23 protein-coding genes and 1 riboswitch are annotated in these 23,564 nt (G+C 54.7%); of the genes, 21 read left to right on the top strand and 2 right to left on the bottom strand.

The window, feature by feature from the left end:
* Positions 1–17: 17 nt before the first annotated feature.
* A complete protein-coding gene (locus A0U42_RS05075) occupies positions 18–1,628 on the bottom strand; it encodes a peptide chain release factor 3 (RefSeq protein WP_044503925.1) in 1,611 nt (536 codons plus the stop codon).
* Between the two features lie 234 nt (positions 1,629–1,862).
* On the opposite strand from A0U42_RS05075, the gene A0U42_RS05080 reads away from it, so the two are divergent.
* The 15 genes from A0U42_RS05080 (at position 1,863) to A0U42_RS05150 (ending at position 17,643) form a co-directional block, all read left to right on the top strand.
* Positions 1,863–2,306: an Rrf2 family transcriptional regulator gene (locus A0U42_RS05080; RefSeq protein ID WP_065360120.1), complete on the top strand. Its 444-nt coding sequence runs from the start codon at positions 1,863–1,865 to the stop codon at positions 2,304–2,306.
* Positions 2,307–2,352: 46 nt separating this feature from the next.
* Positions 2,353–2,817, top strand: a complete 465-nt coding sequence (locus A0U42_RS05085) for a hypothetical protein (protein WP_065360121.1) — start codon at positions 2,353–2,355, stop codon at positions 2,815–2,817.
* A 141-nt stretch (positions 2,818–2,958) separates the two neighbouring features.
* Positions 2,959–3,777, top strand: coding sequence for a Cof-type HAD-IIB family hydrolase (locus tag A0U42_RS05090; protein ID WP_065360122.1), 819 nt, complete (start codon positions 2,959–2,961; stop codon positions 3,775–3,777).
* Between the two features lie 108 nt (positions 3,778–3,885).
* A complete protein-coding gene (locus tag A0U42_RS05095) occupies positions 3,886–5,394 on the top strand; it encodes a phosphoglucomutase (RefSeq protein WP_065360123.1) in 1,509 nt (502 codons plus the stop codon).
* 87 nt (positions 5,395–5,481) lie between these two features.
* Positions 5,482–5,559: riboswitch (ZMP/ZTP riboswitch) on the top strand.
* A 45-nt stretch (positions 5,560–5,604) separates the two neighbouring features.
* Entirely contained in the window at positions 5,605–7,284 is a 1,680-nt protein-coding gene (locus A0U42_RS05100) for a formate--tetrahydrofolate ligase (protein WP_065360124.1), read from the top strand.
* A gap of 1 nt (position 7,285) precedes the next feature.
* Positions 7,286–7,906, top strand: coding sequence for a cyclodeaminase/cyclohydrolase family protein (locus tag A0U42_RS05105; protein WP_065360125.1), 621 nt, complete (start codon positions 7,286–7,288; stop codon positions 7,904–7,906).
* Between the two features lie 107 nt (positions 7,907–8,013).
* A complete protein-coding gene (locus tag A0U42_RS05110) occupies positions 8,014–8,640 on the top strand; it encodes a site-2 protease family protein (RefSeq protein ID WP_065360126.1) in 627 nt (208 codons plus the stop codon).
* A gap of 9 nt (positions 8,641–8,649) precedes the next feature.
* Positions 8,650–9,198 carry a hypothetical protein gene (locus A0U42_RS05115; protein ID WP_255304108.1) on the top strand — a complete coding sequence of 183 codons (549 nt, stop codon included), beginning with the start codon at positions 8,650–8,652 and terminating at the stop codon, positions 9,196–9,198.
* 93 nt (positions 9,199–9,291) lie between these two features.
* Positions 9,292–10,149 (top strand): zinc metalloprotease HtpX, encoded by an 858-nt coding sequence (htpX, locus tag A0U42_RS05120; protein ID WP_065360128.1) that lies wholly within the window; start codon positions 9,292–9,294, stop codon positions 10,147–10,149.
* A 138-nt stretch (positions 10,150–10,287) separates the two neighbouring features.
* Positions 10,288–11,817: a cobyric acid synthase gene (locus tag A0U42_RS05125; protein ID WP_065360129.1), complete on the top strand. Its 1,530-nt coding sequence runs from the start codon at positions 10,288–10,290 to the stop codon at positions 11,815–11,817.
* A complete protein-coding gene (gene cbiB / locus A0U42_RS05130) occupies positions 11,814–12,773 on the top strand; it encodes an adenosylcobinamide-phosphate synthase CbiB (RefSeq protein ID WP_065360130.1) in 960 nt (319 codons plus the stop codon). Before A0U42_RS05125 ends, cbiB begins: the two co-directional genes overlap by 4 nt.
* Positions 12,764–13,624 (top strand): GHMP kinase, encoded by an 861-nt coding sequence (locus tag A0U42_RS05135; RefSeq protein ID WP_065360131.1) that lies wholly within the window; start codon positions 12,764–12,766, stop codon positions 13,622–13,624. Before cbiB ends, A0U42_RS05135 begins: the two co-directional genes overlap by 10 nt.
* 6 nt (positions 13,625–13,630) lie before the next feature.
* Positions 13,631–14,713, top strand: coding sequence for a threonine-phosphate decarboxylase CobD (gene cobD, locus A0U42_RS05140; protein WP_065360132.1), 1,083 nt, complete (start codon positions 13,631–13,633; stop codon positions 14,711–14,713).
* A gap of 176 nt (positions 14,714–14,889) precedes the next feature.
* Complete coding sequence (gene brnQ, locus A0U42_RS05145; protein ID WP_065360133.1) at positions 14,890–16,230, top strand: branched-chain amino acid transport system II carrier protein; 1,341 nt, start codon at positions 14,890–14,892, stop codon at positions 16,228–16,230.
* Between the two features lie 18 nt (positions 16,231–16,248).
* Positions 16,249–17,643, top strand: coding sequence for an amino acid permease (locus A0U42_RS05150; protein ID WP_044503911.1), 1,395 nt, complete (start codon positions 16,249–16,251; stop codon positions 17,641–17,643).
* A gap of 103 nt (positions 17,644–17,746) precedes the next feature.
* Here A0U42_RS05150 and A0U42_RS05155 read toward each other — a convergent pair whose 3' ends face one another.
* Positions 17,747–18,646, bottom strand: coding sequence for a fumarylacetoacetate hydrolase family protein (locus A0U42_RS05155; RefSeq protein WP_065360134.1), 900 nt, complete (start codon positions 18,644–18,646; stop codon positions 17,747–17,749).
* A 234-nt stretch (positions 18,647–18,880) separates the two neighbouring features.
* Here A0U42_RS05155 and A0U42_RS05160 point away from each other — a divergent pair, with 234 nt between their 5' ends.
* From A0U42_RS05160 to gatC, 6 genes are all read left to right on the top strand, one after another.
* Entirely contained in the window at positions 18,881–20,560 is a 1,680-nt protein-coding gene (locus tag A0U42_RS05160) for a glutamine--tRNA ligase/YqeY domain fusion protein (protein WP_044503909.1), read from the top strand.
* A gap of 99 nt (positions 20,561–20,659) precedes the next feature.
* Positions 20,660–20,935, top strand: a complete 276-nt coding sequence (locus A0U42_RS05165) for a DUF4321 domain-containing protein (protein WP_044503908.1) — start codon at positions 20,660–20,662, stop codon at positions 20,933–20,935.
* A 17-nt stretch (positions 20,936–20,952) separates the two neighbouring features.
* The gene (locus A0U42_RS05170; protein WP_065360135.1) at positions 20,953–21,513 is read left to right on the top strand and encodes a nucleoside triphosphate pyrophosphatase; all 561 of its coding nucleotides are present in this window, start codon (positions 20,953–20,955) and stop codon (positions 21,511–21,513) included.
* On the top strand, positions 21,510–22,199 hold the full coding sequence (radC, locus tag A0U42_RS05175) for a DNA repair protein RadC (RefSeq protein ID WP_044503906.1): 690 nt from the start codon (positions 21,510–21,512) through the stop codon (positions 22,197–22,199). The genes A0U42_RS05170 and radC overlap by 4 nt, the downstream gene beginning before the upstream one ends.
* A gap of 102 nt (positions 22,200–22,301) precedes the next feature.
* Complete coding sequence (locus tag A0U42_RS05180) at positions 22,302–23,063, top strand: EFR1 family ferrodoxin (RefSeq protein ID WP_065360136.1); 762 nt, start codon at positions 22,302–22,304, stop codon at positions 23,061–23,063.
* Between the two features lie 200 nt (positions 23,064–23,263).
* Positions 23,264–23,554 (top strand): Asp-tRNA(Asn)/Glu-tRNA(Gln) amidotransferase subunit GatC, encoded by a 291-nt coding sequence (gene gatC, locus A0U42_RS05185; RefSeq protein ID WP_062412092.1) that lies wholly within the window; start codon positions 23,264–23,266, stop codon positions 23,552–23,554.
* The last annotated feature ends 10 nt before the right edge of the window (positions 23,555–23,564 follow it).

The following is a 23,564-nucleotide window of genomic DNA, read 5'->3' on the forward strand; positions in this document are numbered from 1 at the left end:
GCTTACGATGCTTGTGATTATTCTTCTTCGTCTTCGATGGCCAGTTGGTCCGGCGTCGTGCAGAAGGTGAAATCGGGATTCCGTTCGACGATCCAGTTGGCCTGCCATTCGTTGGTGATGAGCAGGACGACGCGCTGTTTATGGTCTTTGACGATCATGGCGCTGTCGATGTTCTTGAGGTCCTTATAGTCGTTTCCGTTGTCCTGAATCCAGCGGGCGACGGTGTAGGGCAGGCGGTTCATTTCTAAATCGACGCCGTATTCGTGCTTCAGTCGGTATTCGAGGACTTCGAACTGCAGTTGGCCGACGGCGCCGACGATGTAGCTTTCCATGGAGCCCATGTTTTCATAGATCTGGACGGCCCCTTCCTGGGCTAATTGGGTCATGCCCTTGAGGAACTGCTTGCGCTTCATCGAGTCCTTGGCGCGGATGCGGGCGAAAAGTTCCGGCGGGAAGGTCGGGAAGTCTTTAAAGGTGACCTTCTTTTTGCCGTCGTATAAGGTGTCGCCGACGCCCATGGTGCCGTTGTCAAAGACGCCGATGATGTCGCCCGGATAGGCGTCTTCGATGATCGTCCGTTCCGTCGCCAGGAACTGCTGGGGCTGCATGAGCCGCAGTGTCTTGCCGGACTGACGGTGGGTGACGGACATGCCCTTTTCGAATTTGCCCGAGCAGATGCGCATGAAGACGATGCGGTCGTGGTGCTGAGGATTCATGTTGGCCTGGATCTTAAAGACGAAGGACGTGAACTGATCCGACGTCGGGTCGACGGAGCCTTCGAGGCATTTTCGCGGCTGCGGTTTCGGTGCCATGCGCAGGAATTCTTCGAGGAAGGGCTTGACGCCGAAGTTGGTCATGGCCGAGCCGAAGAACATGGGCGTCAATTCGCCGCGCTTGACCTTTTCCATGTCGAATTCGTCACCGGCTTCGTCGAGGAGTTCGATGTCGTCGATGAGGCCCTGGTGGACGTCTTCTTCGAGGAGTTCCTTGAAAATCGGATCGTCAGCCGATCCCTTGGTCGAGGCTAATTTTCTCTGGCCGTGGGTCGTGTCCTTTTCAAAGAGTTCGATAGACGACGAGGCCCGGTCGTAAATGCCCTGGTAGCTGCCGTTGAGGCCGATAGGCCAGTTCATGGGGTAGGCGTGGATGCCCAGGATATCTTCGATTTCATCCATGAGGTCGAAGGGGTTGCGGCCGAAGTGGTCGATTTTATTGACAAAGGTAAAGATGGGGATGCCCCGTTCTTTACAGACGCGGAATAACTTTTTTGTCTGCGCTTCGACGCCTTTGGCGACGTCGATGAGCATGACGGCGCTGTCGGCGGCCATGAGCGTCCGGTACGTGTCTTCACTGAAGTCCTGATGGCCCGGCGTATCGAGGATGTTGATGTGATGGCCTTCGTAGTCGAACTGCAGGACCGAGCTGGTAACCGAGATCCCACGCTGCTTTTCGATTTCCATCCAGTCGGAGACGGCGTGCTTGGCCGTTTTCCGGGCTTTGACGGAACCGGCCAGGTGGATGGCGCCTCCGTAGAGCAGCAATTTTTCAGTCAGCGTCGTCTTACCGGCATCGGGGTGAGAGATGATGGCAAAAGTACGGCGATTATTTACTTCATCGATTAATGACATAGTACACCTCATCTATTGTTAAAGCTAAAATATGCAAGTACTCTTTATTATATAAGTTTTTGCAGTCACTGGCAAGATTCTATTATGCATAAAACGGGTCCTTCAGGCCCTTACTTATAAATTTTAGATAGATATGAATTTTTTATCATTTCCTATGAGTAAAGTATAGCCTTCCTCTTGATTTTAGGTTATAATAGACTTAATCCATAGAGAATAGAGAAGGAGCATGTTAAAGTGATAATAACAAGAGAAACTGACTACGCAATACGTATTTTACGGTCCCTGGCCGATTGGGAACAGAAGAATATTCAGGAAATCAGTGATGAACAGCTGATTCCTCGTCAGTTTGCTTACAAGATTTCCAAGAAGCTCGAGCAGGCCGGATATATTGAAATCATCCGCGGAGCCCAAGGCGGCTGCCGACTGGTGAAAGATTTGCATGAATTGAACCTGATGGACGTCATCACCGTTATGGATCGGGATAACATGATCATCAGCTGCCTCGACGGCAACTTTGAATGCCTGTATCGCCGCCGTCACGGCTCTTGCCCGACCCACGATGCCTATGCAGCCATTCAGGATAAATTGGCGGAAAACTTGGCGGCCATCCCCTTACACACTTTGATTTCTGCTTCGGGGGAAAAAACGGATCCGCTTCCGGCAGAGAAAGCAGAATAACGCCGGACGCCGTGCCGGTTCATCGATAGATAGGAAAGGAATTACCATGAAGAAAAAGCTTTTTTGCGTGACTTGTCTCTTACTTCTCCAGACGGCCTTCTTTGCGGCGCCTGTGTACCAGCCGGTCCAAGCTGCAAAAGGCGGTATTCGCATGTCGGCCCCGCGGTCGGCACCGGCGGTGACGGCTCCCAAAGCGGCGCCTAAGGCCAATACGAATAATAACGCTTCATCGGCACAATCCCAGACTCGCAGTCAGACGGCTGCGCCTCGGGCCAACGCCAATACGACAGCCAACCGTTCGTCGGCTTGGGGCGGCGCTATGCGCGGCATCGGCCTCTTTGCCGGGGGCATGTTCCTGGGCAGCATGTTGAGCAGCCTCTTTGGCATGGGGAACTTTGGCTGGGCCGCCGATTTTCTGGGCCTGTTGTTTAATGTAGTACTCATTTATGTGCTGTTTAAGGCCGTGTCGGCTGTGTGGCGGGCCATCCGCGACCGGCGGCATCGATCATAAAAAAGGAAGGGCAGAAGCCCTTCTTTTTTGACTATAATGGGACTGATTCTGTCCCTGGGGTGGCGGGAATGCCTCAGACATGATATGTTCGTAGTATCAGTTAGTAACTATCCCGTCATGCGATTTGTAAAGGAGTAGGTCATGAATAACTATAAAATCATTGCTTGTGATATGGATGAAACGCTGCTCAGCAGCGATGCGACGATTTGTCAGCGCAATATCGAAGCCATTGCCAAGGCTGTCGCAAAGGGCGTCAAATTCGTGCCCTGCACGGGTCGGAGTTTTCGCACCATTGACGGCGTCTTGAAGACACTCCGTCTTTTTGAACAGCCCGACCAGTACGTCATCGGCCTCAACGGCGGCAACATCACGGAAAACAAGGGCAGCCGCTCCCTTTTCTGGGATCCCATTCCCTTTGACCTGGCCGATCAGATTTTCCGCAAGTGTGCTTCCTACGGTCAGTGCCTGCACATCTATACGCGGGACGTCGTCTACATCACCAATATTACGCCGGACGAAGAAGCTTTCCTGAAGGGCCGCATGGCCTACACGCCTTGCGAAGAAACGACCCTCGATTTTATCCGCGGTAAAGAAGAAGTCGGGAAATTGATCCTGACCAATACGGACTACGACTATTTGGAAACCGTCCATGCCGAACTGAAACCCCTCCTCGACGACATTACGGTCAGCTTCTCCAGCAACCGCTACATTGAATTCATGCATAAAGGCGTCAATAAGGGCGCCGGCCTCTTGAAATTGGCCGATATCCTCGGCGTGCGTCCGGAAGAAACGATGGCCATCGGTGACAACATCAACGACATCGACATGCTTAAAGCGGCCGGCCTGTCCGTCGGCGTCCGCAACCTGAATCCCGTCATTCGCGAGTACTGCGACGTCGTGACCGAAGCGACCAACAACGAAGGCGCCGTCGCTGAAGCCATCGAAAAATACGTATTGTAAACATCAGGTCCCTGCACGCCTTGCGTCAGGGGCCGATTTTCAGTATGATAGATGTAAATCACAGAAAGGAAAAGCTGCCTTATCGGGATAGGCAGCAGGAACAGGCATATGAACTCTACCGAAGCTATCTTAAAATTACAGAACGGCAGTGACGTCCGCGGCATCGCCGTCGAAGGCGTTCCTGACGAAAAGGTCAACCTGACGCCGGAAGCGGTCAACCGTATTGCCGCCGGCTTTGCCAAATTTTTAGCGAAGAAACTGGGCAAAAAGGAAGGAGATCTGCGCATCGCCGTCGGCCACGATTCGCGCATCTCGGCCGATATGATGAAGGAATCCGTCTTTGCCGGTCTCCTCGGCCGGGGCGTTCACGTCACCGACTGCGGCTTGGCATCGACGCCGGCCATGTTCATGTCCATCATTTTTGAAGACACGGCCATGGACGGGTCCATCATGATCACGGCCAGCCACTTGCCGTACAACCGCAACGGCCTCAAATTCTTTACCAAAGACGGCGGCCTTGAAAAGCAGGAAATCAAAGAAGTCCTGACCATCGCTTCGAATTTATCGGCAACGGCCGTATCGACGGCAGCCATCGCCTCGCTGGACCTCATCGACCGCTATGCCCTCCACCTGCGCCAGAAGATCTGCGCCGGTCTCCGTGCGGGCATGTTCGACCGTCCCTTGGAAGGGATGCACATCGTCGTCGACGCCGGTAACGGCAGCGGCGGTTTCTTTGCCACTAAAGTATTGGCCCCCCTCGGCGCCGATACGACAGGAAGTCAGTTCCTCGAACCGGACGGCCACTTCCCGAATCATATCCCCAATCCGGAAAATAAAGAAGCCATGGCGGCCATTCGAAAAGCCGTCCTCGACAACAAGGCCGACCTGGGCCTCATCTTCGATACCGACGTCGACCGCATGAGCGCCGTCCTGCCCAGTGGGGAAGAAATCAACCGCAACGCCCTCATCGCCATGATGGCCGCTATCTTAGCTCCGGACTATCCGGGCAGTACCATCATTACCGACTCGGTCACGTCCGACGAATTGACGACCTTCCTTCAGGACGAACTGCACCTCGTCCATCACCGTTACATGCGGGGCTATAAGAATGTCATCGACGAATGCATCCGCCTTAACAAGGCCGGCACCGTATCGCCCTTGGCCATCGAAACGTCGGGCCACGGCGCCTTAAGTGAAAACTACTACCTCGACGACGGCGCTTATTTGGCTGTCAAACTCCTCATGGCCGCCGCCAAGGCCAAGAAAGCCGGAAAGCCCTTGGGCGACCTCATCGCAGCCCTCGGCCAGCCTGCTGAAGGTGTCGAATACCGCCTCAAGATAAAGGGCGACGACGCGCAGGCCTATGGTGCCGACGTCCTCAAAGCCTTTGAAGAACGGGCCGAACAAGCCGGGATTTCCATTGCCAAACCGTCTTATGAAGGTGTCCGCCTCGTATTCGACGGCGGCTGGGCTCTCTTGCGCATGTCCCTCCACGACACCAATATGCCCCTTAACATCGAAAGCAAGACCGTCGGCGGATGTGAAACCATCGCCAAGACCGTAAAAGGTTTCCTGGCCGGTTTTGACCGCTTGGACATTACCGTCCTTCCGGATTAAGACAGGCGGCGTCTTGTTCCAACGTCCATTCATACCGTACGTAAAAACAGCCCTTGACGACGAGGGCTGTTTTTTTGTATAATAAATGCACAATCATGTGACTGACGGAAGTGGAGTTACCACGGGGAGCATGATTTCTTGAAGCCGACCGTCTGGGCAACTTACCAGCGGAGCGGCCTTTTTTTATGCAGCGGACAAGGAGTGACTACCATGGCAAAGGTATTAAGCGATATCGAAATTGCACAACAGACGACATTAGAACCGATTACGACCATTGCAAAAAAGGTCGGACTGACCGACGACGACTTGGAACTCTACGGCAAATATAAGGCCAAGATTTCCTTTGACGCCATCAAGCGCCTTTCTAAAGAAAAAGACGGCAAACTCGTCTTGGTTACGGCCATTACGCCGACGCCGGCCGGCGAAGGCAAGACCTTAACGACCATCGGTTTGGCACAGGCTTTGAATTACATGGGCCATAAGGCCGTCGTCGCCCTGCGCGAACCGTCCCTCGGCCCTGTCTTTGGCATCAAAGGCGGCGCTGCCGGCGGCGGTTATTCCCAGGTCCTGCCCATGGAAGACATCAACCTCCATTTCACCGGTGACATGCATGCCATTACGGCGGCCAACAACCTTCTGGCAGCGGCCATCGACAACCACGTCCATCAGGGCAATGCCCTTCGCATCGACGTGCGCCGCATCATCTGGAAGCGGGTCATGGACATGAACGACCGGGCCCTTAGAAACCTCGTCGTCGGCATGGGCGGCAAGGTCTGCGGCTTCCCGCGGGAAGACCACTTCATGATCACCGTCGCTTCGGAAATCATGGCAGCTCTGTGCTTAGCCCGTGACCTCATGGACCTCAAGAAACGGATGGGGGACATCACCGTCGCCTATGACCTGGACGGCAATTTGGTTACGGCCCGTCAGCTCGGCGTCGAAGGCGCCATGGCTATCCTCATGAAAGATGCCATCAAACCGAATCTGGTCCAGACCATCGAACATACGCCGGCCCTCGTTCACGGCGGTCCCTTTGCCAATATCGCCCACGGCTGCAACTCCGTCGTCGCCACGAAACTGGCCATGAAGATGGGCGACATCGCCGTTACGGAAGCCGGTTTCGGTGCCGACCTCGGCGCTGAAAAGTTTATGGACATCAAGTGCCGCTTCGCCGGGATCAAACCTGATGCCGTCGTCATCGTCGCTACCGTCCGGGCCCTCAAGATGCACGGCGGCGTCGACAAGAAGAACCTTCAGGAAGAAAACGTCGAAGCCTTGAAGAAGGGCTTTGAAAACCTCGCCAAACACATCGAAAACATGCGCCTCTTCGACGTTCCCGTCGTCGTCGGCATCAATAAATTCATCAGCGACACCGACGCTGAAATCGAAACCCTGCGCCAGCTCTGCGCCGACTACGGCGTCGAAGCAGCCCTCAACAACTGCTGGGCCGAAGGCGGCAAGGGCGGCGTCGAAATGGGCGAAAAAGTCCTCAAGATGCTGGAACAGCCCAAGACGCCGTACAAACCGATCTACGACGTCAACGATTCCATTCCGGACAAACTGACGGCCATCGTTCAGAAGATTTACGGCGGCGACGGCGTCGTCTTTGAAGGCAACGCCAAGAAACAGATTCAGGAACTGGAAGCCTTCGGCCTCGACCACATGCCGATCTGCGTGGCCAAGACCCAGTATTCCCTGTCGGACAATCCGGCTCTCCTGGGGGCTCCCAAGCACTTTACGGTCACCGTCAAAGACGTCCGCGTCTGCACCGGTGCCGGCTTCATCGTCTGCCAGACGAGCAACATCATGACCATGCCGGGCCTGCCGAAGGTCCCGGCGGCCAACCGCATGGACATCGACGAAAACGGCGTCATTACAGGTCTCTTCTAAGATGGATTATACGAAGTTCCAATCGATGCCTCTCGACCAACTCTTAGCGGTGACGGCCTCTAAAGAGCCCATTCCCGGCGGCGGCGGCATCGCTGCCATGACGGCTGCATCGGCAGCAGCCTTAGTGGAAATGGTGGCCAACCTGACCATCGGGAAAAAAGGGTATGAAGAAATCGAAAAGCTCATGGTGTCCATCCGCGACAAGGCACAGGCCTTGCGCCAACGCTATCTCGACGGCATCGCCGAAGACGCGGCGGCCTTCGACAACGTCATCCGTTCCGTCCGCCTGCCAAAGGATACGCCCCATCGGGCGGCCATCGTCGAACAGGCCTTTAAAGATGCGGCTACGTCGCCTTTTGAGCTGGGGAAGGACATCTTTGCCCTCCTTCAACTGGCAGAACAAGCCGTCCGTTACGGCAACGCCTGGGTCATCACCGACGGGGCCATTGCTGCCATGAACGCCAGAGCCGCCATGAGGTCTGCCTTCTACAGCGTCCGCATCAATCTGCGGTCCATCAAAGACGAAGCCTTCGTAGCCCGTATGATTGCCCAGATTCGCGAAATTGAAGAAAAGGCCGTCATGGTCGAACAGAATGTAGAATACGAATATCGTCAGCGATAATAAAAACAGCATAACCTGAGAGAGACTGTCGTACCCGTGTGCGGCAGCCTCTCTTGTTATATAGGGCAAGATACCGTATAATATAAAGTATACGAAAGGAGAATACAATGTTTGATTTTAATATACTCGCGATTATCGCCGGTATCCCCGGCCTGCTCATTGCCCTGGTCATTCACGAATATGCCCACGCCCAAGTCGCAGACTGGATGGGGGACGATACGCCGCGGATGATGGGGCGCCTGACACTGAATCCCGTAGCTCACATCGATCCGGTAGGACTGATGATGCTCCTCGTAGCCCGCTTTGGCTGGGCGAAACCGGTCATGATCAACCCCGGAAACTTCCGCAACTGGCGGAAAGGGGAGATCTGCGTGGCCCTGGCCGGCCCGGTGTCCAACCTGATTACAGGCTTTATCGCCCTCGTCGTCCAGCTGATTTTCGCCAAGCTGAACCTCTTCACCTCGACGGCCCTGCCCATGGTGCTGCAGCTCATCGTCTTGTACAACGTCAACTTCGCCATCTTCAACATGCTGCCCTTGCCGCCCCTCGACGGCTCACGGGTCCTGATGTGTTTTTTGCCGACGGAATGGTCGTATAAGCTGGCCAGCATCGAACGCTACAGCTTCCTGATCCTCATCGCCTTGATGATGACCCCTGTTTTTACGTATATTTTGATTCCCCTGCAGCGCTTGATCTTCACCTTGTTCTCGCTGCTTTTGGCTCCCTTTTGGTAAGGAGGGTTTATGATGATGTATAAGAAAATACTCGCAGCCGGTTTACTGTGGACGGCCCTTACGGCTTCGGCCGGCGCTTTTGACTATAACCAGTCCGTCGATGAAATCGCGGCCAATCCCTTGACGGCCTATCAGACGGTGTACCTCGGCATGCCGAGAGCCGATTTTGACGGCAACTTCTCGGTTTTATCGGATTGGACCTTCTACGGCAGCACCGTGTCCTTCACGGAAAAAGCCGAACGGACGTCGGTCGTAAAGAACGTTTCCGTCACGGAAGGCATCGAAATCTTTTCGGCCGATACGTCGGCCAAAGGCCGGGTCCTCGCCTTTGACAACTATTTCAAGACCAAGGATAAGGCCACGGCCAAGTCCATTTACACCCGCCTCGTAGCCACAATCTATTCCAATATGGAAAACTTCCCGGTCAAACAGAGCGATAAGGAAGTGGAATGGAAACAAGACGACGTCTCCATTACCGTCGCCTTTGACGGCCAAAAGGACAGTGACGGCGACTACATCGTCTACATCCGCCGCTACAACAACAAGATCCTGAAATAGCCTTTGTTGACAATGAACCTGAGAACGTATATAATAGGGTCATAGTTAGTTTAACCTTTTGACCTTTAGCTTTTTTTGAAGAGGGTGAGTTTTATGAACAGTGTGAAAACGGTATTCCTCATGACGGCCCTGGCCTGTATCCTCATGGCTCTGGGCGGCATTTTCGGCGGCCGCAGCGGCGTCATGATTATGTTTATTATCGCCATGGGTATGAATTTCTTCTCCTATTGGTTCAGCGATACCATGGTACTGCGGGCTTACAAGGCCGAACAGGTCGGGGAAGATCATTATCTGTACCGCATCGTAGCCGATTTGGCGCAGCGTGCCGATTTGCCTATGCCCAAAGTCTACATCATTCCGACCGACGTGCCCAACGCCTTTGCAACCGGACGAAATCCGTCCCACGCAGCCGTAGCGGCAACGGCAGGAATCATGAATCTCCTCGATGAAGATGAAATCCGTGGCGTTTTGGCCCATGAAATGAGCCACGTCCTTCACCGCGACATCCTGATCAGCACCATCGTCGCTTCCTTTGCCAGTGCCATCGCCATGATCGCCAATATGGCCCAGTGGGCTGCCATCTTCGGCAGCGGCCGCGACAATGACGGCGAAGGCGGCAATCCCATCGCCCTCATCGCAACGGCTCTCTTAGCGCCCTTAGCGGCGTCGGTCATCCAAATGGGTATCTCGCGGACGCGGGAATACATGGCCGATGAAGAAGGGGGACGCATGATCGACGATCCCATCGCCCTGGCCCGTGCCTTGGCGAAAATCGACAATTACGCCCACTATCAGGTATTGCCCGGTGCCAGCAAGGCAACGGCCCACATGTGCATCATCAATCCCTTTTCCGGCGCCCGCAGTACGCTGATGAACTTGTTCAGCACTCATCCGCCGACAGAAGAACGCATTGCACGCCTGGAAGACTTAGACAGACAATTACACGGATAAGACCTATGCAGCCGCTCGCCGGAAATTATTTCCGGCGAGCGGTTTTTTCCGTTTCCCGGCGTTTGCATTTTTTTGCAGAAACGATATAATTAAACCATTGCAGCCACACCGTTTTTTTATGACAGGAGGGGATAAGGGTTGGCACAATATATCATGCTGCAGGGGACGAGTTCCCATGTCGGCAAGAGCATCCTTACGACGGCCTTGTGCCGTATTTTTTTACAAGAGGGACAGCGCGTCGTTCCTTTTAAGGCCCAGAATATGGCCCTCAATTCTTATGTGACCGCCGACGGGCTGGAAATGGGCCGGGCCCAGGTCGCCCAAGCCGAGGCGGCAGGTCTCTTACCCATGGTCGACATGAATCCCGTCCTCTTGAAGCCTACGGGAAATGCCTGCTCTCAGGTCATCCTCAATGGCCGCCCCGTGGGCAATATGTCGGCCCGGGAATACCATAAGGGCTACGCCATCAAAGCCTTTGACGCCGTAAAAGAGGCCCTCACACGCCTCGATGGGGCCTACGACACCTTGGTCATCGAAGGCGCCGGAAGTCCGGCCGAAATCAACCTTAAGGACCACGACATCGTCAATATGCGCGTCGCCAAATACCTGGGCGCACCGGTCCTCTTAGTAGCCGATATCGACCGCGGCGGCTCCTTAGCGGCACTGGTGGGCACCTTGGAACTCCTCGACGACGAAGAACGGGCTCACGTCAAAGGCCTGATCATCAATAAATTCCGCGGCGACGTCTCCCTCTTTACGCCGGCTGTCGAGTTCTTAGAGAAAAAGACGGGAAAGCCCGTCTTAGGCGTCATTCCCTATATCGGCGACCTCGGCATCGACGACGAAGATTCTGTGTCCTTGGAGGACAAGGGAAGAGGGCCGCTGGCCGATACGGTAAACATCGCTGTCGTCAAGGTCCCGAAGATTTCCAATTTCACCGACTTCGACAGCCTGTCGCGGGAAGAAGATACCAATCTCTATTATATCAGCCGGCCCGATGAACTTTCAGGGGCCGACGTCGTCATCCTGCCGGGCAGCAAGAACACGACGGAAGACTTATTGTTCCTCAAGGAAAATGGCTGGGATAAGGCCCTCACAGCCTTTATGGCAGCGGGGAAACCGGTCATCGGCATCTGCGGCGGCTACCAGATGATGGGTGATGCCGTCGTCGATCCCGACGGGAGCGAATCCGACTTAGGCTGCGTCGAAGGCCTTCACATCCTTCAGGGGACGACGACCTTCAGCCCGGAGAAGCTGACTTTTCAGGTGACGGCCGAATGCCGGAGCCTGCCCTTTTTGGGCGAGTCTATCGATGCCGGGACGCTTACGGGCTACGAAATCCATATGGGACGGACCGACGTTGATGGCAGCGATGCCCATCCCTTCGTCGTGACCAGCCGCTCGAAAGCGCCCTGCCAAGTAACGGTCGGTGCAGCCCGGACGGATGGCCTGGCTTGGGGAACTTACATTCACGGCATCTTTGACAACGACGACTTCCGCCGCCGATTCTTGAACGTCCTGCGCCGCCAAAAAGGCTGGGGGGATTTGCCCGTGAGTCTCCATTACCGCCAGGAAAAAGAAGAAAAGTACGACCGCTTGGCTGCCGTCGTGAGAGAAGCCCTCGACATGCCACGCCTGCAGCGCATCATAGAGGAGGGGATACGATGATTACGGTCATCACAGCCTTTATTATCGATTTTATCATCGGCGATCCGCGGACGACGCTTCATCCCGTCGCCTTGATGGGGTCCTTTATCAGCATGCTCGAAAGACTCTTTTACAATGAAAAATCATCGAAGTGGGAGCATTTCATCTTAGGCGGCCTGTTGGTTTTCATCACCTTGTTATTTTTCTATAATCTGACCCTGGCCATCGTCCTGATCTTGGAATTTATTCCTCACCAAGGGGTGAATTATGCCATCCAGGGCCTTATCTTGTCCTTTATGATCTGCCCTCACAGCCTGGCCAAGGCCGGCCGGGATATATATAACTATTTATTGCGCCACCACCTGCGCATGGCCCGCATCAAGGTCGGCCAGATCGTCGGCCGGGACACGAAGCACCTCGACAGTCCGGAAGTGACGAGAGCGACGGTGGAAACGATTGCCGAAAATACCGTCGACGGCATCGTATCGCCCTTATTTTTCTTCGCCCTCGGCGGCCTGCCTTTGGCCGTCGTCTATCGGGCGGCCAATACCCTCGATTCCATGATCGGCTATAAGAACGACCGCTACCTCTATTTTGGCCGCGTCGCTGCCCGTGTCGACGACGTCTTAAATTACATCCCGGCAAGACTGACAGGCCTCTTATTCATCGCCGTCGCTGCCATCCTGGGCCATGACTACAAACAGGCCTGGAACATCATGGGCCGCGATGCGAAAAAGCACCCCAGTCCCAATGGCGGTTACGCTGAAGCGACCGTCGCCGGAGCTCTCGGTATCCGCCTGGGCGGCCACAATCGCTATTTCGGAAAAGACACCTTCCGGGAATACATGGGCGATGCCGGCCGCGAATTGGAACCGATCCATATTAAACAGACCATCCGACTCATGTACGGCGCGTCCCTGTTGGCCGGGGTCATGACGGCCTTTTTGTCCTGGGCACGGTACGGCCTATGGAGCTGATCATCCGCGTGCCCGGGTCCTGCGGGGAAATCATGCAGGGCTATTGGCAGGGCGAGCCCTTTTTGGTGACCTGTCCCATCGACCGCTACACGACGGTCACGGTCCGATCCGGTAAGGGAAGGCTCATGGGCGGCGGGGCCAAGGCCGAAGCGGCGTTTTCCCTGGCCAAGGCCTATTGTAAAGAAGCTTATCTGCCCTATGATTTTTACCTTACGTCAGATCTCCCGGAAGGCAAGGGCATGGCCTCGAGTTCAGCCGATATCTGCGCCGTCCTGGCCGCCGTCGGCTTCGTTTTAGGACGCCCCTTACGTGAACAAGAGATTGGCCGCCTGGCCGCTTCTATCGAGCCGACCGACGGCATTTTTTGTCGGGGCATGGCCGTCATCGAGCCCGATACGGGACGCATCAAGGCCGTATTTTCACAGGTTCCCAAGCTTTCCATCGCTGTCTTTGACTCCGGCGGCATCGTCGATACCGTCGCCTTCCACGGAAAGGGGCGGCGCCGAAGAAAACCGGATTCAAAGGCCATGGCGGCCGGCATGGCCCTCTTACAGGACCCGCTTACGGCCGAGAACCTGGGGCGGGCGGCGACGTACAGTGCCCTGGCCAATCAGGCTCTCCTGGAAAAGCCGGACTTTCCGGCCTTTGTCGAAAGGGCCCTTCAAAAGCCCGGCGTCGTCGGTGTCAATACGGCCCACAGCGGGACCGTTGCCGGTGTCTTTTTTACGGAAGGGGAGAGGCTGAACGTCCGAGCGGACATCGTCCGCTCCTTGACGGCTGCCTTTCCCGACTGGACCTACGTCGATACGGTCCATCTCCAAGAGGGCGGCATTTTTATGGAAAGGAGGTGATAGGCAGTGCTTAAACGATTTGAACATGGCGGCAATATTTATGCGGCTCCGCCGCCGGGGAAGGCTTGGCTCGATTTCAGTGCCAACATCAATCCACTGGGACTCTCGCCGGCCGTGAAAGAGACCATAACGGCTCACATAGACGCCGTCGTCCACTATCCCGACCCCCAGGGGACGGCCCTTCGGGAAGCCCTTGAGAAAGCCTACGGCGTCTCCAAAGATTCCCTCCTCCTGGGAAATGGGGCAGCTGAACTCTTTTATCTCTACATGCATACCTTTCGGCCGCGGCGGGTGCTGCTTCCCGTGCCGTCTTTTAGTGAGTACGAACGGGCGGCCGGGGCTATTGGGGCTGCTATTGACTACTGTCATTTGTCTGCGGAAGGGGATTTTTCTTATCCCTGGGAAACCCTGCGCTCGGCCTGCGGTCACGTCGACTGCATCGTCATCGGCAATCCTAATAATCCCACAGGGACCCTGGCCTCAGCTCAGGAGCTGAAAGCCCTTACGGAACTTGCGGCCCGCAAGGGGACGGACATCCTCGTCGATGAGTCTTTTCTCGATTTTCTCCCGTCGGAAGAAGCTTATTCCGTCCGAGAACTGGCACAGGAGACAGATTCGCTGCTTGTCATTCGATCCCTGACTAAATTTTATGCCCTGCCGGGGCTGCGCCTCGGTTTTGGCGTGACGACGCCCTTACGGCGAAGTCTCATGGAAGGCCATAAAGACGATTGGAACGTCAACGTCCTGGCCCAGTATGCCGGCGTCGCCGCCTTAGGGGACCGGGACTACCAAAACGCGTCGCGCCGCCTCGTCGCCGCGGAACGCGATCGGCTGTATGAGGCCTTAACCCATATGCCCGGCATCGAAGTCTGGCGGCCCTGCGTCAATTTCCTCCTATGGCGCCTGGTCGACGGGTCCTTGGCAGAACCGCTCATATCCGCCCTTCGTGAAGAGGGAATCTTAGTCCGCTCCTGTGCCAATTACGTCGGTTTATCGCCGTCCTATATAAGGACAGCCGTCCGTTCTCCTTTGGATAACAAATCGTTTATACAGATTTTACAAGAAAAACTAACGAATTTACATGATTAACGAAAAAATATTAAAAGATGGACCTTTGTCTATTAGAATTAGATTAAAGTTGACATGAATTCGTGATTTTTTTCCTTTTTTATGATAGAATAAATTCAAGATTAAATTATTTAATTTAATCGATTCAGCGTCCTTATTATTTATTGACACGATTAATTGTTAGGAGGAGTGTTATTATGGGAGAAAATAAGGGAAACAGAACGGTAGCCATAGGGCTTATGCTGTTCGCGCTGTTTTTCGGGGCCGGGAACCTGATCTTTCCGGCTGCCATGGGTCAGGCTGCCGGCGTCAACGTCTGGTGGGCTGTCCTGGGCTTCGTCGTCACCGGTGTCGGCTTGCCTTTGGCCGGTGTCCTGGCCATGGGTTACTCAGGCTGTAAGAACCTGCAGGAACTGGCTGGCCGCGTCCATCCGGCTTACGGCCTCTTCTTTACGGTCATCAGTTATCTGACCATTGGGCCGTTCTTCGCCATTCCCCGTACGGGCAGCGTTTCTTATGAAATCGCCGTTCGTCCGTTCTTGCAGAGTGGCGGCAGTGAAGCCATCATGACCGGCTTCTTGGTTTTATTCTTCCTCATTTCGTTATGGTTATCCATTTCGCCGCAGAAACTGGTCGACCGCATCGGCAAGATCTTGACGCCGGCACTGCTGATCGCTATTTTACTGCTGATTGCAAAATCCTTCATTACGCCTCTCGGCTCGCCGCAGGAACCGATTGCCGCTTACGGCACGGCTACCGTCGCCGCCGTTCAGGGGATCCTCGACGGTTACAATACGATGGACGCCATCGCTTCCTTAGTATTTGCCATCCTGGTTATTGAATTCGTCATGGAAGACGGGGCAACGACGCCGTCGGCCATTACGAGAGAAGTATTTAAAGCCGGTGCTATCGCCGTCGGCTGCTTGGGCTTCGTCTACATCTTCGTCGCTAAAATCGGCGCCGACAGCGTCGCCGCTTTCGGTATCCAGGAAACGGGCGCTCCTGTTCTTTCTAAGAGTGCTATGATCCTCTTCGGCAACGCCGGTGCTGTCATCTTGGCCGTCATCGTTCTCTTGGCTTGTCTCTCGACGGCTATCGGCCTGATTACGTCTTGCGCATCGTACTTCAACGAACTGATCAAAATCGGTTACAAGAAATGGGTCGTCATCTTTACCCTCATTTCCTTCTTCGTTGCCATGTTCGGTTTGAAGACGATCATCACCGCCGCTATTCCGGTCCTGATGTTCATCTATCCGCTCGTCGTTGCCATCATCATCTTGGCTTTCCTGCACAACGCCTTTGGCGGACGGCAGTGCGTCTATGCATGGACTATCGGCCTGACCTTGATTCCGGCTATCGTTACGGGACTTCAGACTGCTGAATTCTCGCTTGGACAGATTGATACTATTTTTGCTACTATGGTACCGCTCCACTCGTTGGGGATGGGCTGGGTATGCTTTACCATCGCCGGGTTCGTCATCGGCTTTATCTGGAAAAGCATTTTCTCCTCTTCGTCTAACGGTGTGACTGCGAAATAACAGACAGGGGATGAGCTTATGGACATTTTACGCCGTAAATCCTTCGATGATTTGCTGGCCCATACGAAAGAAAAGAAGTTGAACAAGGCTTTAGGAGCCTTCGACATCACCATGATGGGTCTGGGCATCATTATTGGTACGGGGATCTTTGTTCTGACCGGTATCGGCGCTGCAAAATACGCTGGCCCTGGCCTGATGTTATCCTTCGTATTTGCAGCCGTCACATGTGCGTTTGTGTGTTTGGCCTATTCTGAATTAGCTTCGTTCTTGCCTGTATCAGGCAGCTCCTATACCTACGCCTATGCATCGCTTGGTGAAATCTTCGGATGGTGGGTCGGTTGGAGTTTGATTTTGGAATATTCTGTCGGTGCCAGCGCCGTTGCTGGCGGCTGGTCGGCCTACTTCGTCGGGATCCTGCATTCCATGGGCATCGACCTTCCCAAGGCCTTGACGGCCGTTCCGGCAGATGGAGGCATCATTAACTTACCGGCTGTGCTCATCGTTGCATTGGCGACGGCGCTGCTCGTCGTCGGCGTCCGCGAAAGTGCGCACGTCAACCGCATTTTGGTCTACGTTAAAATCGGAACGATTTTCTTGTTCCTCTTCTTGGCAGGTCCCCATATTGAACCGATGAATTGGGAACCCTTCCTGCCCTATGGCGTCCACGGTGTCTTCGCCGGGACCGCCGTCCTGTTCTTCGCTTACCTCGGCTTCGACGCCTTGTCGACGGCTGCCGAAGAAACGAAGAATCCGAAACGGGATATGCCGATCGGCATCATCTCGGCTCTGGCTATCTGTACGGTCCTCTACATCGCCGTTTGTGCGACCATGACCGGCGTCGTCCCGTATCCCATGCTGGATACGGCAGCACCGGCATCCTTCGTTCTGGAGTACATCGGCCTTCACCTCGGTTCGGCCATCGTCGGCACCGGCGCTATCTGCGGCCTGTCGACGGTTGTCCTGGGCATGCTCTTCGCCCAGAGCCGTGCCCTCTACTCCATGAGTCGTGACGGCTTGATGCCCATGAGCCTCTATAAGGTTCATCCCAAGTTCCAGACGCCGTACATCATTCAGATTGTCATCGGTGTCATCGTTGCCTGCATTACGGGCTTCACGCCGATCCATATCGTCGCTGAAACGTGCAGCGCCGGTACGATCTTCGCCTTCTTGTGCTCCAGCGTCGGCATCCTGGTTCTGCGCCGCATCTATCCGAATCATCCGCGCGGATTCCGCTGCCCCGCTGTCCACATCATTGCACCCTTAGGTTTCATCTGCTGCGCATTCATCTTCTTTGAACTGTCGCCGCATACGCTGATGCTGTTTTCGGGCTGGACGATCCTTGGCTGGCTGATCTACTTCGTCTACGGCCGTAAACACAGTGTGCTTCAGAAACAGGAAGAAAACCCGTCGTAAAGGCCTTCCCGTTTGAGATACCACTACCAAAAGGAGCTGCGGAGAAATGAGTGATCATTTCTTCGCAGCTCCTTTGTTGTGTGCCAGGTTATTGATTTGGGCCTTATTTTACTTTGTTCTTCAAGGTGCCGATAGCCGGGATGGTGATTTCGACGGTGTCGCCGGAATGGAGGAAGCGGGGCGGATTGAAGCCGACGCCGACACCGCTCGGCGTGCCCGTTGCGATGACGTCGCCCGGGAAGAGGGTCGTCCCCTGGGAAATGGTGTGGATCAGTTCGGGGATGGTGAAGATGAATTCGCCTGTCGAACCGTCCTGGCGGACTTCGCCGTTGACCTTGGTGATGATGTCAAAGGTTTCAGGGGCAGCATCGCGCAGGAGAACGTAGGGGCCCATGGGGCAGAAGGTGTCGAGGCTCTTGCCGTGGAACCACTGGCCGTGGTTGGCCTGGAGGTCGCGGGCCGTTACGTCGTTCAAAATCGTAAAGCCGTAGACGTGATTCATGGCTTCGCTGATGGGGATGTCGGAACCTTCTTTGCCGATGACGACGGCCAGTTCTCCTTCGTAGTCAACCTGTTCGGTTACGTTTTTATGGGGTTCGATAGGGTCGTCCGGGCCGATGACAGCCGACGTGGCCTTGGTGAAGATGACCGGGTATTTCGGTTTGTCGGGCAGGGCCGTCTTATCGAATTCGGCGATGTGGTCGGCGTAGTTTTTGCCGATGCAGAAGACGTTCCGTTCCATATGGGGAATGGGGGCCATGATGCGGACCGTGTCGAGAGGTTTAGCCTTGACGGCGCCGGTCTTTTCGTTCTGTTCGAGGGCGTCGGCTAAGGCTAAGATGCCGTCATTGCCCTGGCGGATGAATTCTAATAGCGTTTCCGGAAGGGGCGTAAAGAAGGCTTCTTCTAAGGGAATGGCCCCGTAGATGGCTTTTTCCGATTCATCGAGGACGCCCCATTGGACGAAACCGAGGTCCTCAAAGGTGACTAATTTTTTTATCATTGCAGCATCGACTCCTTTATATTTTTATAAATTAGATTATATCATGCCCCTTTGGGCCTGTCCAAACTTCCTTTGAGGCGGATTGCGGGAACGGCTGCGGTGGCGGGAGACGGCCATTCCTTGTCGGGAGACTCGTATTCTTATAGGGTATATGAGTTGCAAAGACAAGGGTATACAAGGTATAATTAAATACTGAACAAGCATTCATACATAGATAAAAGGGGAGACACATCGATGGATAACGAAACGACCAAAAATTTTATTGAAACCATTATCGATGAAGACAACGAGAAAAATACATACGGCAAACGAGTACACACCCGTTTCCCGCCGGAACCGAACGGCTATCTCCACCTGGGCCATGCGAAATCGATTTGCCTGAACTTCGGCATCGCTAAGAAATACGGCGGTCTGACCAACCTTCGTTTTGACGATACCAATCCGTCCAAGGAAAATACGGAGTACGTCGACTCCATCAAGCGCGACGTCAAGTGGCTGGGCTTTGACTGGGACGACCGCATGTTCTATGCCTCGGACTACTTCGATAAGCTCTATGAATACGCCAAAAAACTGATCACCCTCGGCAAGGCCTACGTCGATGACTTATCGGGCGACGAAATCCGCGCCTACCGCGGCACCTTCAACGAACCGGGGAAGGAAAGCCCGTACCGCAACCGCAGCGTCGAAGAAAACTTGAAGCTCTTTGAAGAAATGAAGGACGGCAAGTACGCCGACGGTGAAAAGGTCCTCCGTGCTAAGATCGATATGGCCAGCCCCAACCTCAATATGCGTGACCCCATTCTCTACCGCATCGTCCACGCCGACCATCACCGGACGGGCAGCAAGTGGTGCATCTATCCCATGTACGACCTGGCTCATCCCGTATCGGACGCCATTGAACGGATCACCCATTCCATCTGTACCCTTGAATTTGAAGCCCATCGTCCGCTCTATAACTGGGTCCTCGAAGACTGGGAAGATCCGGAAGGACAGAAGCCTCGTCAGATCGAATTTGCCCGCCTCAACGTCACCAATATGATCACCAGTAAGCGCAAACTGCGGACCCTCGTCGAAAAGGGCATCGTCAGCGGCTGGGACGATCCCCGTATGCCGACCATTTCCGGCATTCGCCGCCGGGGCTATACGCCGGAAGCCATCCGCGACTTCTGTGAACGCATCGGCGTCGCCAAGGCCGACAACATGGTCGAAATGGCACTCCTCGAATACTGCATCCGCGAAGACCTCAAGATGAAGGCTCCGCGCCTGATGACCGTCATCGACCCGATCAAAGTCGTCCTGACCAACTATCCCGACGGCCAGACGGAAACGATGAAGGCCGACAACAACCAGGAAAATGAAGCCATGGGCACGCGTGACATGACCTTCAGCAAGCATTTATACATCGAACGGGGCGACTTCATGGAAGAACCGGTCAAGAAATTCTTCCGCCTGGCTCCGGGCAAGGAAGTCCGCCTGAAATACGCCTACATCATTAAATGCGAAGAAGTCGTCAAAGACGAAAATGGCAACATCGTCGAACTGCGCTGCACCTACGACCCTGAAAGTAAGAGCGGCAGCGGTGCCAACGCCGACCGCAAGGTAAAAGGGACCCTCCATTGGGTCAATGCCGAAGATGCCGTCGACGTCGAAACCAGGGTCTACGATTCCCTCCTTCGCCAGGATGACGGCGATTCCAAGGATTTCCTCGACCAGATCAATCCCGACAGCCTCGTCGTCTACCACAGTAAGGCCGAAAAGGCCCTGGCGGACTATAAGGCCGGCGACAAGTTCCAGTTCCTGCGCCAGGGTTATTTCGTCATCGATCCCGATACGACGGCAGATCACATGGTCGTCAACCGCATCGTCGGCCTCCGCGACACCTGGGCGAAGATGCAGAAACAGAAAAATCAATAAAGCCGATGATAAAGGGTTGTCTTTCTCCGGAAGGATTAGAATTTCCTGAGAGGGGGCAGCCCTTTCTTCGCATGGTGTATATAATGGAGGAGGGGAAGCATGAAAAATCTTGGCTCGCATAGTTGGCTGTCCTTATTTATCTTTCTCATTGCCGGCGGCATCCTCGGCGGTATCGTAGGAGAAGCCTTATACGCCGTCCCGGCCCTGCAGGGCGTCCTGCCGGCATTGACGCAGCATTATGAAATCTTGAACATCCAGCAGATTCACCTCAATCTTTATCTCATGGAATTGCAGTTTGGCATCCATCTGGCACCGAATTTACTGAGTGTCATCGGCATTCTCTTAGCCGGTGTGCTCTTTCGCCATATTCAGTAACTTACAGGAGGGATTACATGCTTATTTTAGCCTCTGGCTCGCCGCGCCGCCGCGAACTGTTGACCCAGATCGGCGTGGCCTACATGGTCAACCCGAGTTCTTATCATGAAGAATCACCGAAGAAGAAAGATCCTCAGAAGTACGTCCAGGACCAGGCCCTCGGCAAGGCCCGCGACGTCGCCCAAAAGTTCCCGGGCCAGTGGGTCCTCGGCGCGGATACCATCGTCGCCCTTGACGGCGTCATGATGGGCAAGCCGAAAAACGGGACGGCGGCCATGGAAATGCTGCGCGAACTGTCGGGTAAGAAGCATTCCGTCTATACGGGCATCGCCTTGATCAACGACAAGAAGGAATTTACCAAGGTCGTGGAAACGAAAGTCTGGTTCCGCCATCTGACGGATAAGGAAATCAAGGCTTATATCGCCTCCGGGGAACCCCTCGATAAGGCCGGCGCGTACGGCATCCAGGGACGGGCAGCCGCCTTTGTCGATAAGATCAACGGCTCCTATACCAATGTCGTCGGCCTGCCTCTGTCTCAGGTCTGCAAGCTCTTTCACAAGGCCAAGGTCCATGTATGAATACGCCGGTGAGGGAACTCGCCGTTTGTGAGAAACCGCGAGAGAAATTTATCCGCCACGGTCCGGCGGCAGTGACCGACCAAGATCTTTTGGCCATCTTGCTGCGGACAGGGACTAAGGGGCACTCGGTACTTCATGTATCGCGGCAGGTCATCCGCTCTCTGCCCGGTGAAAATCTCTGCTACCTGAGTAATGCCAGCGTCGACGATCTCTGCCATATCCGCGGCATCGGCGAAGAAAAAGCCGTCACGGTCTGCGCCGCCATCGAACTCGGCCGGCGCATTTCCCGCCAGCAGGCCCTGCGCTCAGCTCCTGATTTCAGCACGCCTGATGCCGTAGCCGGTTACGTCATGGAAGACCTGCGTTTTCTGCCGCAGGAACAGTTCGGCGCCGTCTACTTATCGACGAAAAATCAGCTCATTACCTACCGCACCCTGACCATCGGCACCATCGATGCCAGCCTCGCTAAGGGGCGCGACGTCTTTCGCTATGCCTTGCGCTACAATGCGGCAGCCGTCATCTTAGTCCATAATCATCCGTCGGGAAATCCCGAGCCGAGTAAGGACGACATCCGCATTACTCGGCGCATCGTCGAAGCCGGTCAGATCATGGAAATCCCCGTCTTGGACCACATCATCATCGGTGACGGTATTTTCGTCAGTCTCTGCGAACGGGGATACATATAATATAAAGCCTCCTCAAGACAGAAAAGGCCCTTCATGCTATAATAGATATAAATTATCGACTGTCTTCTTCGAAAAGAGGCAGTTGTCTTTGAGGTGGACTTTATGATTGGATATTTTTCAGGAACGGGCAATTCCTTATATGCAGCGAAAAAACTGGCTGAACTGACCGGCGACAGGGCCCTGCCGCTGGCCGACATCATGGGCCAGCCCGAACACTTGCCCCATCGAAGGTTCGGGATTGTCTTTCCCGTCTATTTCGGCGACGTGCCGGAACCGGTGCGGGATTTTATCGCCAAGGCACCCCTCGATAAGGGGACTTATTTCTTTGGCATCGCCACCTGCGGCGGAACGGGAGGGCGGACCCTCAGGACCCTGTCCCGACTGCTGAAAAAGAGAGGCTGCGACCTGGCCTATGGCTTGATCCTGCCCATGATTGCCAACAGCACCGTCGCCTCGCGCCGTCATATCCACTACGATATGAACCGCCTCGACAAGGCTGACGATGTCCTTCACGACTGTGCCGACGACATTCGCCGCCAAGTCCGCGATGCCTCAGAGGTCACCGGTTCTTTGGCAGCCGATGTCATGAATTTCGGCCCTCTGCGGAGTTTTGGCAATTACTGGCTGACGCCGTCCGTCGATCCGAAACAATGCGTGTCCTGCGGGATATGTACGAAAATCTGTCCCGTCGACAACATCCAAAGTACCTCGTCGGGTGCCGTCATCGGGCCGCGCTGCAGCCGCTGCCTGGCCTGCCTGCACTGGTGCCCTCATCAGGCCGTGACCGTCCACGGGAAGACCGTTTTGCCCCAGGATCAGTACCACCATCCCGATGTGACCATCCGCGACATGATGGTACGGTAAGGATACCGAGAGAGCTCTTTTTCCAAGCCTTTGGCGCTTGTCCAGTCAGGCGCCTTTTTCCTTGTCCGGAAGAAGGACGCCGGCGGCTGCCGGGCCTGCGCTTGCAAAATACAGCAAAAGGTGATTAAATTGTATATGTATGAATGTTGACAAAGCCTTTCGATTTGTCAATGCCAAATTTTTCTGCAAGGAGTGTCAGTATGAAAATCAGTGCCGAAGAAATAAAGAAAATCGCACTGTTGTCCCGACTGGAAGTCAAAGACGACCAGATCGAAACGGTCGGGAAACAGCTGAACGACATCTTATCGTACATGGATCTCTTAGGTCAGGTCGACGTGACCGGTGTCAAGCCGACGGCCCATGCTGTGGCCATGTCCAACGTCATGCGCGACGACGTGCCCCAGCCGTCCATCTCTAATGAAAAAGCGCTTCAAAATGCGCCGGAACAAGACGAAGGATGCTTCAAAGTTCCGAAAGTCATTCAGGATTAATAGGAGGCCG

The sequence above is a fragment of the Megasphaera sp. DISK 18 genome (assembly GCF_001682955.1).
GTDB classification, from domain to species: Bacteria; Bacillota; Negativicutes; order Veillonellales; family Megasphaeraceae; genus Megasphaera; species Megasphaera massiliensis.

Excerpts from the sequence above, each read along its gene's own strand:
- A0U42_RS05075 (WP_044503925.1), bottom strand. The coding sequence starts at position 1,628 with ATGTCATTAATCGATGAAGTAAATAATCGCCGTACTTTTGCCATCATC.
- A0U42_RS05085 (WP_065360121.1), top strand. The coding sequence starts at position 2,353 with ATGAAGAAAAAGCTTTTTTGCGTGACTTGTCTCTTACTTCTCCAGACG.
- A0U42_RS05090 (WP_065360122.1), top strand. The coding sequence starts at position 2,959 with ATGAATAACTATAAAATCATTGCTTGTGATATGGATGAAACGCTGCTC.
- A0U42_RS05095 (WP_065360123.1), top strand. The coding sequence starts at position 3,886 with ATGAACTCTACCGAAGCTATCTTAAAATTACAGAACGGCAGTGACGTC.
- A0U42_RS05100 (WP_065360124.1), top strand. The coding sequence starts at position 5,605 with ATGGCAAAGGTATTAAGCGATATCGAAATTGCACAACAGACGACATTA.
- A0U42_RS05105 (WP_065360125.1), top strand. The coding sequence starts at position 7,286 with ATGGATTATACGAAGTTCCAATCGATGCCTCTCGACCAACTCTTAGCG.
- A0U42_RS05110 (WP_065360126.1), top strand. The coding sequence starts at position 8,014 with ATGTTTGATTTTAATATACTCGCGATTATCGCCGGTATCCCCGGCCTG.
- A0U42_RS05115 (WP_255304108.1), top strand. The coding sequence starts at position 8,650 with ATGATGATGTATAAGAAAATACTCGCAGCCGGTTTACTGTGGACGGCC.
- htpX (WP_065360128.1), top strand. The coding sequence starts at position 9,292 with ATGAACAGTGTGAAAACGGTATTCCTCATGACGGCCCTGGCCTGTATC.
- cbiB (WP_065360130.1), top strand. The coding sequence starts at position 11,814 with ATGATTACGGTCATCACAGCCTTTATTATCGATTTTATCATCGGCGAT.
- A0U42_RS05135 (WP_065360131.1), top strand. The coding sequence starts at position 12,764 with ATGGAGCTGATCATCCGCGTGCCCGGGTCCTGCGGGGAAATCATGCAG.
- brnQ (WP_065360133.1), top strand. The coding sequence starts at position 14,890 with ATGGGAGAAAATAAGGGAAACAGAACGGTAGCCATAGGGCTTATGCTG.
- A0U42_RS05150 (WP_044503911.1), top strand. The coding sequence starts at position 16,249 with ATGGACATTTTACGCCGTAAATCCTTCGATGATTTGCTGGCCCATACG.
- A0U42_RS05155 (WP_065360134.1), bottom strand. The coding sequence starts at position 18,646 with ATGATAAAAAAATTAGTCACCTTTGAGGACCTCGGTTTCGTCCAATGG.
- A0U42_RS05160 (WP_044503909.1), top strand. The coding sequence starts at position 18,881 with ATGGATAACGAAACGACCAAAAATTTTATTGAAACCATTATCGATGAA.
- A0U42_RS05165 (WP_044503908.1), top strand. The coding sequence starts at position 20,660 with ATGAAAAATCTTGGCTCGCATAGTTGGCTGTCCTTATTTATCTTTCTC.
- A0U42_RS05170 (WP_065360135.1), top strand. The coding sequence starts at position 20,953 with ATGCTTATTTTAGCCTCTGGCTCGCCGCGCCGCCGCGAACTGTTGACC.
- radC (WP_044503906.1), top strand. The coding sequence starts at position 21,510 with ATGAATACGCCGGTGAGGGAACTCGCCGTTTGTGAGAAACCGCGAGAG.
- A0U42_RS05180 (WP_065360136.1), top strand. The coding sequence starts at position 22,302 with ATGATTGGATATTTTTCAGGAACGGGCAATTCCTTATATGCAGCGAAA.
- gatC (WP_062412092.1), top strand. The coding sequence starts at position 23,264 with ATGAAAATCAGTGCCGAAGAAATAAAGAAAATCGCACTGTTGTCCCGA.